We start from the raw sequence: 10,390 nt of genomic DNA, 5'->3' as shown, positions 1-10,390 counted from the left end.
CCCAGCGTGCCGGGAACTGGGGCGCATCGTTCGATGCGCCGCTTTTCCCGTACCTGATGCCTCGGTTCACCCGGCCCGGGTCCCCGGCGCCGCGGTCACTCAGCCCAGGCGCCGGACCAGCGCGCGGTACTCGTCCCACAGCTCCTTGGGCGTGTGGTCACCGAAGGTGTTGAGGTGCTCGGGGACCAGCGCCGCCTCCTCGCGCCAGACCTCCTTGTCGACCTTGAGCAGGAAGTCCAGGTCGGACTCGGAGAGGTCCAGGCCCTCGGTGTCGAGCGAGCCCTTGGCCGGCAGGATGCCGATCGGGGTCTCGACGCCCTCGGCCCTGCCCTCCAGGCGCTCCACGATCCACTTCAGGACTCGGCTGTTCTCGCCGAAGCCGGGCCAGACGAACTTGCCCGCGTCGTTCTTGCGGAACCAGTTGACGTAGTAGATCTTCGGCAGCTTCGACTGGTCCGGCTTGTCCGCGCCGACCTTGAGCCAGTGGTTCATGTAGTCGCCCATGTTGTAGCCGCAGAACGGCAGCATGGCGAACGGGTCGCGGCGGAGCTCGCCGACCTTGCCCTCGGCGGCGGCGGTCTTCTCGGAGGCGACGTTGGCCCCGAGGAAGACGCCGTGCTGCCAGTTGAAGGACTCGGTGACCAGCGGGACGGCCGAGGCGCGGCGGCCGCCGAAGAGGATGGCCGAGATCGGCACGCCCTTCGGGTCCTCCCACTCGGGCGCGATGATCGGGCACTGTCCGGCGGGGACGGTGAAGCGGGCGTTGGGGTGGGCGGCGGGGGTGCCGGACTCGGGGGTCCAGTCGTTGCCCTTCCAGTCCGTGAGGTGCTGGGGCAGTTCCTCGGTCATGCCCTCCCACCAGACGTCACCGTCGTCGGTGAGCGCGACGTTGGTGAAGACTGAGTTGCCCCACATGGTCTTCATGGCGTTGGCGTTGGTGTGCTCGCCGGTACCGGGCGCGACGCCGAAGAATCCGGCCTCGGGGTTGATCGCGTACAGCCGGCCGTCCGCACCGAACCGCATCCAGGCGATGTCGTCGCCGATCGTCTCGACGGTCCAGCCGGAGACCGTGGGCTCCAGCATCGCGAGGTTCGTCTTGCCGCAGGCGCTCGGGAACGCGGCGGCGACGTACTTCGACTCACCGCGCGGCGGGGTGAGTTTGAGGATCAGCATGTGCTCGGCGAGCCAGCCCTCGTCGCGTGCCATGACGGAGGCGATGCGCAGCGCGTAGCACTTCTTGCCGAGCAGGGCGTTGCCGCCGTAGCCGGAGCCGTAGGACCAGATCTCGCGGTCCTCGGGGAAGTGCGAGATGTACTTGGTGGAGTTGCAGGGCCACGGGACGTCGGCCTCGCCTTCGGCGAGCGGTGCGCCCAGGGTGTGGACGGCCTTGACGAAGAATCCGTCGGTGCCGAGCTCGTCGAGGACGATCTGACCCATGCGCGTCATGGTGCGCATCGAGACGGCGACGTACGCGGAGTCGGTGATCTCGACGCCGATCGCGGAGAGCGGCGAGCCGACGGGGCCCATGCAGAAGGGCACGACGTACATGGTGCGACCGCGCATGGAGCCGCGGAAGACGCCCTTCTCCCCCACGAAGATCTCCCGCATCTCGGCGGGGGCCTTCCAGTGGTTCGTCGGACCGGCGTCCTCCTCCTTCTCGGAGCAGATGAACGTCCGGGTCTCGACCCGCGCGACATCGCTGGGGTCGGAGGCGGCGTAGTAGGAGTTCGGGCGCTTGATCTCGTCGAGCTTGGTGAACGTGCCCTTGGCGACGAGCTCCCCGCACAGGCGCTCGTACTCTGCCTCGGAGCCGTCGCACCAGACCACCCGGTCCGGTTCGGTGAGGGCTGCGATCTCGTCGACCCAGGAGACGAGCTCCTGGTGGTTGGTGGGAACAGTGAGGGGAGCCGCGATGTCGCGCGCCACGATCGCTCCTTGATGAGGGTGTGTGTTGGTAGTTGCCCCGTGGGGGCTGCGACCCGGATGCTTCTACCCCTTCGCATTCCCCTGGCGCTCATCCGGTGCCGACCGCACTCATTTGATCATCCGACCGTTCCGCCCATATGTCCAGAGGGCCGCCCACGTGAGCATCACCACTCATATCCGGAACCTACGGTGGCGTAGGTACGATGCGGGAATGACTGCTGCCGCCGCCGCGCCCGAACCTGCCGGGCTGGACCCAGCCGAGACCGAGACCGTCCCGCTGAAGCCGCGGATGCGCGGCTGGCTGCACGCCGGGATGTTCCCCGCGGTCCTGATCGCGGGCATCGTGCTCATCGCGCTCACGGACACCGCCCGCGGCCGGATCGCCTGCGGCATCTACATCCTGACCGCGTGCCTGCTGTTCGGCGTGAGCGCCGTCTACCACCGGGGCACCTGGGGTCCGCGCGGCGAGGCCGTGCTGCGCAGGCTCGACCACGCGAACATCTTCCTGATCATCGCGGGCACCTACACCCCGCTGACCCTGCTGCTCCTGCCCCGTTCCACCGGGACACCGCTCCTGTGGGCGGTGTGGGGAGCCGCGGTCGCGGGCATCGCCTTCCGGGTGTTCTGGGTCGGCGCCCCGCGCTGGCTCTACACGCCCTGCTACATCGCGATGGGCTGGGCCGCGGTCTTCTTCCTGCCGGACTTCATGCGGACGGGTGGGATCGCGGTACTGGTGCTGGTCGTCGTCGGCGGGCTGCTCTACAGCGCGGGTGGCGTCATCTACGGCATAAAGCGGCCGAACCCGTCGCCGCGCTGGTTCGGATTCCACGAGGTCTTCCACTCGCTGACCCTGGCGGCGTTCGTCGTGCACTACGTCGGCATCTCCCTGGTGGCCTACAGCCAGAACTGAGCCGAGCCGCACCTCCCACCCCTCCCCCTCATGGCCGTGACTTCCGAGTCACGGCCATGACGCATGTCCGGGCCCCGCGGACACACCGATTGACACCAACAACCTTTTGAGAGTTACTGTCATTTGACTCGCACTTTCAAAGGAGATCCCATGAACCGACGCTGGTGGGCCCTCGGCGCGCTGGTGGCGAGCATGCTCGTCCTCGGTTTCGACATGACGATCCTCAACGTGGCGCTGCCGACCATGGCCGGCGAGCTCGGCGCCACCACGGGCGAACAGCAGTGGATGGCCGACGCCTACGTCGTCGTGTTCGCCGCGCTGATGCTCCCGGCGGGGCTGCTCGGCGATCGCTTCGGCCGCAGGCGGATGCTCATCACCGGCCTCGCCGTCTTCCTCGTCGGCTCGGTCCTCGGCACGCTCGCCGACGACGTCTCCACCGTGATCGTCGCCCGCTCCGTGATGGGCGTCGGCGGCGCCCTCGTGATGCCGCTCGCCATGGCCGTACTGCCCTCGCTGTTCGGCGAGCCGAAGGACCGGATGAAGGCCATCGGCATCGTCTCGGCCGCCTCCGCGCTCGGCATGCCGCTCGGCCCGATCCTGGGCGGCTGGCTGCTCGACCACTTCTGGTGGGGCTCGGTCTTCGTGGTCAACGTCCCGATGGTCGCCATCGGGATCACCGCCTGCGTGTTCCTGCTCCCCGAGACCCGCGACCCCGCGGCCCCCAGGGTCGACCTCGTCTCCACCGTGCTGACCGCAACCGGCCTCGGCACCCTGATCTACGCGGTCATCGAGGCGCCGGGCCGCGGCTGGGGCGACCCACTGGTCCTGTCGGTGCCGGCCGTGGGCGTGGTCATGATCGCCGCACTCGTCCTGCGCGAGCGCAACGCCACCCGCCCGATGCTCGACATGACCCTGCTGCGGCAGCGGACCTTCCTGCTCAGCACGCTCGCGGCGACCCTCGTGATGTTCGTACTGGCGGGGCTGATGTTCATCCTGCCCGGCTACCTCCAGGCCGTACTGGGCAATGACGCCTTCGGCACGGGCGTGCGGATGCTGCCGATGATGGGCGGGCTGATCGTCGCCGCGCGGGCGGGCGGCCCGGTCGACGCACGCTTCGGGGCCCGCGCCACGATGTCGGCCGGACTCGTCGTGCTCGCCTTCGCCGCGCTCCTCGGCAGCCGTACGACGGTCGACAGCGGCTACGGCTTCACCGCTCTCTGGCTCTCCATCGCCGGAGTCGGCTTCGGCTTCGCCGTCGTGCCCGCCATGGACGCCGCGCTGGGCGCCCTGCCCCCGGACCGTGCGGGCAGCGGATCGGGACTGCTGATGACCTTGCGCCAGACGGGCAGCGCCCTCGGGATCGCCCTGCTGGGCAGCCTGCTCGCCGGTGCCTACAGCGGGCGGCTCGACACCGCGGGGCTGCCGGCCGCCGCCGCGGACACCGCCGGGGACTCGGTCGTCGCCGCCCACGCCGTCGCGGCGAAGCTCGGGGCGCAGCAACTGGCGGACTCCGCCGACGCCGCCTATCTGCACGGCATGAGCCTGGTCATGCTCGTCATCGGCACCACCGCACTGGTCAGCGCCCTGCTGGTCGGGGCCTTCCTGACCGGCCCGGAGCAGAAGCGGAGCAAGCCCGCAGACGTGGCCCCGACCCCCGTCGATGCCTGACAATGGCGACCATGGCCGCCATTCCCCGTACCCCGCCCCTCACCGCACCCGGCGAGCCCCCGATGGGGCTGCGCGAGCGCAAGAAGCTCAGGACGCGGGTCGCGATCCGGCAGGCGACGTACCGGCTGATCGCCGAGCAGGGGTACGAGGCGACGACCATCGAACAGATCGCGGAGGCGGCGGAGGTCTCGCCGAGCACGGTGTTCCGGTACTTCGCGACCAAGGAGGACATCGTCCTCACCGACGAGTACGACCCGATCATGGAAGCCTCGCTGCGGAGCCGGCCGGCCGATGAACCACCCCTGCTCTCCGTGCGGTTGATGATGATCGAGTCGCTGTCGTCGTTCATCGACATGGAGAACGAGGAGCTGCGCCGGCGGACCCGGCTGATGGTGGAGGTCCCCGCCATCCGGGCACGGATGACGGAGACCATGTCGGACACGGCGAAGATCCTCTCCCAGGTGCTCGCCGACCGGACCGGCCGGAGCGCGGACGACCTGCGGATCCGGGTCTTCGTCGCGGCGGTGCTGGGTGCGCTGCGCGAGGTGACCCTGTACTGGGGTGAGCACGGCCAGCAGGGCGACCTGGTGGCCATGATCAACGAGGCGCTGGACACGCTGGAGGGCGGTCTGCTGCTGTGACGCGCCTCAGGACCCGCCGCCCCCGAGGGCGGCCGCCAGCACCTCCGGGTCCGTCGTCGGCGCGTCGCACACGAAGTGCCGGCACACGTACGCCGTCGGCGCCCCGTCCACCATCGGACGGTCCGCCAGCAGGGGGAACTCCGAGCCGGACGTCTCCCCCGCCGCGACCACCGCGCCGGGCGTCCGTCCCAGCAGTGCCGTACGGTGCAGCTCCCCGCCGACCGGTCCGGCGACGGCCACCTCGCGCGGGCCGTCGAGCAGCGCCTCGGCCACCGCGAGACCCCAGCCGATGAACCGCGGCGCCTTCGGCCCCAGCGCCTTCACCACGCCCAACGCCCCCTCCGCCGCCGTGCGGTGGGGCTCCGACCCGGTGTAGGCGGCGTACGAGAGAAGCGCACCGGCCGCCGCCGTCCAGCCGGCCGGGGTGGCGCTGTCGGTGGGGTCCTGCGGGCGGCGGATCAGCTTCTCGGCATCGTCCGCGGTGTCGTACAGCTGACCGCCCTCGCCGGTGAAGTGTTCCAGCACGATGTCCAGCAGGAAGCCCGCGAACTCGAGCCAGACGCCCTCGCCGGTGACCGCGGCCAGCGCGAGGAAGCCCTCCGCCACATCCCCGTAGTCCTCCAGCACCCCGGCGTGCGCTCCGGAGCGACCGTCCTTCGACGTGCGGACCAGCCGGGCGACCGGACCCATGTGCAGCCGCACGAGCAGGTCCGCGGCCTCGGTGGCGCGCTCGATCAGGTCGGGCCGGTCGAAGTAGGCGCCGGTCTCGGCCAGTGCCGCGATGGCCAGCCCGTTCCACGCCGCGACCACCTTGTCGTCGCGGCCCGGCCGCTTGCGCAGCTCACGGGCGGCGAGCAACCGTGCCCGTACGTCGGCGGCCCGCGCCTCGTCCACCACCTCACCGGTCCGCGGCGGGTGATGCGGCCCCTTCGGCGGGAGCTGGAGCACGGATGCGCCCTCCTCGAAGGTGCCCTCGTCGGTCACCCCGAAGTGCTCGGCCGCGAACGCGGCGTCGTCCTCACCCAGCACCTCGCGCAGCTGCGCCGGTGTCCAGACGTAGTAGGCGCCCTCGACGTGCTTGCCGTCCGCGTCCTCGCTGTCGGCGTCGAGCGCGGAGGCGAAGCCGCCCTCGGCCGTGCGCAGCTCGCGGACCATGAAGTCGGCGGTCTCCAGAGCCACCCGGCGGGCCAGTTCCGACCCGGTCGAACGCCACAGGTGGGCGTACGCGCGACAGAGCAGCGCGTTGTCGTAGAGCATCTTCTCGAAGTGCGGTACGACCCACTCCCGGTCCACCGAGTAGCGGGCGAAGCCGCCGCCCAGCTGGTCGTACATTCCGCCCCTGGCCATCGCCTCGCAGGTGTCGGCCGCCATCTGGAGCGCACCGTCCGCACCCGTACGGGCGTGGTGGCGCAGCAGGAACTCGATCGTCATGGACGGCGGGAACTTGGGCGCACCCCCGAAGCCGCGGTGCTTCTCGTCGTACTCACGGGTCAGTCCGAGCAGTGCCTGCGCCAGTTCGGCTTCGGCCGGAACACCCTGTCCGCCGTGCGCGAGGGAGCGCTCGGACAGATCGCGGACGATGCGTCCGGCGACCTCACCGACCTCGTCGCGCCGGTCGGTCCAGGCCGCCACGACGCCTTCGAGCACCTGCCGGAACGAGGGCAGGCCGTGGCGGGACTCGGGCGGGAAGTACGTCCCGAAGTAGAAGGGTTCGGCGTCGGCGGTGAGGAAGACGGTCATCGGCCAGCCACCCTGGCCGGTGGCCGCCTGCACGGCCTCCATGTAGACGGCGTCGACGTCGGGGCGCTCCTCGCGGTCGACCTTGACCGGCACGAAGTGCTCGTTCAGATACGCCGCGACCTCGTCGTCCTCGAACGACTCGTGGGCCATCACATGGCACCAGTGACACGCGGAGTAGCCGACCGACAGAAGGATGGGTACGTCGCGCTGCCTGGCCTCTTGCATCGCCTCGTCTCCCCATGGCCACCAGTCCACTGGATTGGAGGCGTGCTGGAGGAGATAGGGCGACTGGGAATTTGCCAGTCGGTTCATACCGCCACTCTCCCATGTCCGCGTGCCCGACCCCACAACAGGCACGAAAAACCTCGACGCGGAGTGTGACCATCCGTGATGATCGGCGGATCACCGGGCGGGGGGCGCACCGTTGGACGTGGCCACCGAGCTGGACTTCACGCGGCCTCGCATGGGCACCACGCACTTCGCCGAAGTATCCAAAGATCATGCCATCAGGCTGACGGATGGACGTCAGTTCGCCTCGCCCTCCAGAGCTGCGAAGGGCAGCTGTGGGGCACGGCTCTTTCGGCGGCTGGAATGCCTGGGTGCTGCGTGACGGCACCACGCTGGATGCTCGGCGGCAGCGGCTCCTGGACTCTCTGGCGAAGCAAGCTCCGCAGGAGTCGGAGGACGCGCAGGTTCGCCAGCGCGTCGTAGCAAGAGCGACCGAGACACCCTCACCCAGATCGCCGCCGCACTCGACGTGCTCCAGGCTGAAGGCCCGGCCCTCGGCCGCCCGCTCGTCGACCGCATCACCGGATCAACCCTGCCTAACCTGAAGGAACTGCGCCCCGGCTCCAAGGGGGACAGCGAAGTACGGATGCTGTTCGTCTTCAACCCCGAGCGCAACGCCGTCATCCTCGTCGGCGGCGACAAGGCCGGGGACTGGTCCGGCTGGTACCGCACCGCGATCAAGGAAGCCGAAGCCGCCTACCAGGCGTACACCGAGGAGGAATCGTGAGCACTCTCAAGCCGAAGACGGCCAACGCAATCGACTGGACCGACCTGAAGGACGACCTCGGCCTCACCACCGAGGAGCAGGCGGACGTCCAGGAGCGGAGCGCCGCCATGCTCGCGGAGGTCCGCGCCCACCGCCTGGCCGAGGTCCGCAAGCGCCAGCACATGACGCAGAACGAGGTCGCCGAGACTCTCGGTGTCACCCAGGGGCGCGTCTCCCAGATCGAGAAGGGCGCCGTGGCACGTACCGAGGTCGAGACCCTCGCCGCGTACGTCACGGCACTGGGAGGGCGCCTGAAGATCGTCGCCGACTTCGGCGACGAGTCCCTCGTTCTTGGCTGACAAGCTGCTTCCTCTCCGTCGGGAGCGATCGTTGGGATCGATGACAGGCGCGACCCGGTATGCACTCGCATGAGGGCCAGGACCAACGCCTCGTAGGCGTTACCCGTCATGCACGGACGAATCCTGGCCCTCAAAGTGCTGCCTGACGCTGAGGTGTCTAAGTGCACTTGCACCAGTGGCACGCGGAGTAGCCGACCGACAGCAGGACCGGCACATTGCGCCGTCGCGCTTCCTCGAAGGCCTCCGGCGTCCAGGGCCACCAGTCGACCGGATTGTCAGCGTGCTGAAGGCGGATACGGCGAGGTCACACCAGCCAACCGGTTCATGCGGCCCAGCCCCCACAGGGCGCCACCCCCGACCGTGGAGACCTCACGGGCTCCACCTGACTCGGCCGAACCGGGCCGACTCTGAGGCCTCGTCCTGCCGGAGGCGGGCGCCTCGGGACCACAGAACAGTGGGCTGAGCCCAGCAGCGCCGACCTGCTTGAGGCTCCTCGGAGGAGGTACACCATGACCGCCGCGATGGTGGCGCCCCATGGCCACAGCGCGGGCGCGGCGTGCGGGCGTCTTCGAGGCGGTTCGACGCCCACCGCCGCAGGGCGTCGCGCCCGGGCGGCGGTTGGTGAGCGGAACGTCCTGCAGGCGGACGTCGAAGTCCGTGTCGGCGTTCCAGTCAGGGCCTGCGGGAGTGCCCGGGGCGTTGGCCGGCATTCGGGCCGGCCGGTGGTGCCGCTTGGAGGCGCTCGAGCCCACGATGACCACCCCGTCCACGATCTCGGTGCCGGCACACTGCGCCTCGGACGCGGGGTCGTACTGCTCTCCACGCTGATCTGGGTGTGCATCCCTGTGCAATCAAAAACAGGTAAGGCAACCTGAGCCGGCCGATGGACCGCAAGACAATGTAATAGGCACTGTCTTACACTGCGGGTATGAAGCCGATCAGAGCCGGGACCACCGAGAACATTTCTGTGTCCATGCCCACCGAACTGATCAGTGAGGTCCGCTCGCGAACCGGTCGCAGAGGGCTGTCCAGCTACATCACCGAGGCCGTCAGGCACCAGCTCGCCATGGACGGGCTCGCCGAGATCGTCGCGTCACACGAAGAGGAACACGGCGCGCTCACGGAACAGGAGATCGAAGCCGCTCGTCGGGGGCTCTTCGGAGAAGAGAACGCCGAAGAGAACGCCCGGGACAACCAACGGGGCGTCGCGTGAAGGAGCAGCCGGCCCGCTCCCTGGTGCTCGACTCCGAGGCGCTCTCCCTGCTCCTGCGCAATGACCGCAGAATGGCTGCTCGCATCGAGGCATCCCGGCAGGTCGGAGTCCCCGTCCTCGTGTCCGCGCTGACCATCGTTGAAGCAGCGCATGGGAAGACCGATCTGGCCCGCTTGAAGTGGGTGCTCTCCCGACTGCGGGTGGAACCAGTCAGCCAGGAAGACTCCCTGACGGCAGTGACGCTGCTGCGGGACGCAGGTGGGCTGCACGGACAGAAGTACGCTATCGACGCTCTCGTCGCCGCACTCGCGCTCCGAGCCCCGGCCCCCGTAATCGTCCTGACCTCGGACCGTGACGACTGGTCGAAGCTCTGCGGAGGCCGCGTGATCATCAGAGAGATGTGAAGGCGCCGTATAAACAACTTTCAGCCAACCTGCATCAGAATATGAGAAAGCCTGCTCAGCCCCTGCTCCCATGGTCTAACTTTTCGGGTCGGGCCGTGTGCGTCATTGGCTCCGTGGGCAATTCGGGGGATGAAATGGATCCGGTAACGGCTGTCGCGGCCGCAAGCGTCGCACTCGTGGTCAAGGGAGCGCTGGAGAGCGCAGCTCAGGAGGCCGGGCGTTCGGGCTGGAACGGCGGCGCTCGGCTGATGGAGCGAATCCGCGCGCGATTTCGCGGCGACTCCGCCGCCGAAGCCGCGCTCGTCGAGGTGACACGGGCGCCCGACGACGAAAGCGCCCAGATTGCTCTGGAGCGGGCCATTGCCGCCCACATGCTGCTCGACCGCGGCTTCGAGGGCGAGATGCGCCGAATGGTGGATGAGGCCGTGGCGGCCCAGGGCAAAGGCGCACAGGTCAATGCGGCGCTGATCAAGAACTCCCAGGTGTTCAACGAAAAGGTCGAGATCAAGGGCGACTGGAACATCTCATAGCCACA

Annotated in this window: 9 protein-coding genes and 3 pseudogenes; 8 read left to right on the top strand and 4 right to left on the bottom strand. The window is 69.1% G+C overall.

What is annotated here, in order from left to right; translation table 11 throughout:
• Nucleotides 1-99: 99 nt before the first annotated feature.
• Nucleotides 100-1,926 (bottom strand): phosphoenolpyruvate carboxykinase (GTP), encoded by a 1,827-nt coding sequence (locus ACFVJX_RS21880; protein WP_384128675.1) that lies wholly within the window; start codon nucleotides 1,924-1,926, stop codon nucleotides 100-102.
• Nucleotides 1,927-2,137: 211 nt separating this feature from the next.
• Between ACFVJX_RS21880 and ACFVJX_RS21875 the strand changes: the two genes are divergently transcribed.
• The 3 genes from ACFVJX_RS21875 (at nucleotide 2,138) to ACFVJX_RS21865 (ending at nucleotide 5,145) form a co-directional block, all read left to right on the top strand.
• Nucleotides 2,138-2,836, top strand: a complete 699-nt coding sequence (locus ACFVJX_RS21875) for a hemolysin III family protein (protein ID WP_384128677.1) — start codon at nucleotides 2,138-2,140, stop codon at nucleotides 2,834-2,836.
• 150 nt (nucleotides 2,837-2,986) lie between these two features.
• Nucleotides 2,987-4,504 carry a DHA2 family efflux MFS transporter permease subunit gene (locus ACFVJX_RS21870; protein WP_384128679.1) on the top strand — a complete coding sequence of 506 codons (1,518 nt, stop codon included), beginning with the start codon at nucleotides 2,987-2,989 and terminating at the stop codon, nucleotides 4,502-4,504.
• A gap of 11 nt (nucleotides 4,505-4,515) precedes the next feature.
• Nucleotides 4,516-5,145, top strand: coding sequence for a TetR/AcrR family transcriptional regulator (locus tag ACFVJX_RS21865; protein WP_384128681.1), 630 nt, complete (start codon nucleotides 4,516-4,518; stop codon nucleotides 5,143-5,145).
• 6 nt (nucleotides 5,146-5,151) lie between these two features.
• On the opposite strand, the gene ACFVJX_RS21860 is transcribed toward ACFVJX_RS21865, so the two are convergent.
• Nucleotides 5,152-7,197, bottom strand: a complete 2,046-nt coding sequence (locus ACFVJX_RS21860; RefSeq protein WP_384128683.1) for a thioredoxin domain-containing protein — start codon at nucleotides 7,195-7,197, stop codon at nucleotides 5,152-5,154.
• 418 nt (nucleotides 7,198-7,615) lie between these two features.
• On the opposite strand from ACFVJX_RS21860, the pseudogene ACFVJX_RS21855 reads away from it, so the two are divergent.
• Nucleotides 7,616-7,900, top strand: a pseudogene (locus ACFVJX_RS21855) (type II toxin-antitoxin system RelE/ParE family toxin); the annotation flags it as partial.
• Complete coding sequence (locus tag ACFVJX_RS21850) at nucleotides 7,897-8,238, top strand: XRE family transcriptional regulator (RefSeq protein WP_384128684.1); 342 nt, start codon at nucleotides 7,897-7,899, stop codon at nucleotides 8,236-8,238. The pseudogene ACFVJX_RS21855 and the gene ACFVJX_RS21850, both read left to right, overlap by 4 nt.
• Before the next feature lie 169 nt (nucleotides 8,239-8,407).
• On the opposite strand, the pseudogene ACFVJX_RS21845 reads toward ACFVJX_RS21850, so the two are convergent.
• A pseudogene (locus tag ACFVJX_RS21845) lies at nucleotides 8,408-8,564 on the bottom strand (DUF255 domain-containing protein); the annotation flags it as partial.
• A gap of 273 nt (nucleotides 8,565-8,837) precedes the next feature.
• Nucleotides 8,838-9,079: pseudogene (locus ACFVJX_RS21840) on the bottom strand (Uma2 family endonuclease); the annotation flags it as partial.
• Between the two features lie 87 nt (nucleotides 9,080-9,166).
• On the opposite strand from ACFVJX_RS21840, the gene ACFVJX_RS21835 reads away from it, so the two are divergent.
• From ACFVJX_RS21835 to ACFVJX_RS21825, 3 genes are all read left to right on the top strand, one after another.
• Nucleotides 9,167-9,451 (top strand): hypothetical protein, encoded by a 285-nt coding sequence (locus tag ACFVJX_RS21835; RefSeq protein ID WP_384128686.1) that lies wholly within the window; start codon nucleotides 9,167-9,169, stop codon nucleotides 9,449-9,451.
• The gene (locus ACFVJX_RS21830; protein WP_384128688.1) at nucleotides 9,448-9,855 is read left to right on the top strand and encodes a PIN domain-containing protein; all 408 of its coding nucleotides are present in this window, start codon (nucleotides 9,448-9,450) and stop codon (nucleotides 9,853-9,855) included. The genes ACFVJX_RS21835 and ACFVJX_RS21830 overlap by 4 nt, the downstream gene beginning before the upstream one ends.
• A gap of 134 nt (nucleotides 9,856-9,989) precedes the next feature.
• Entirely contained in the window at nucleotides 9,990-10,385 is a 396-nt protein-coding gene (locus tag ACFVJX_RS21825; protein ID WP_384128690.1) for a hypothetical protein, read from the top strand.
• Nucleotides 10,386-10,390: the final 5 nt, after the last annotated feature.

The sequence above is a fragment of the Streptomyces sp. NPDC127177 genome (genome assembly GCF_042672475.1).
Classification (GTDB): Bacteria; Actinomycetota; Actinomycetes; order Streptomycetales; family Streptomycetaceae; genus Streptomyces.
The sequence above is the reverse complement of the archived record's forward strand: the minus strand, read 5'-3'. Positions and strand labels throughout refer to the sequence as shown.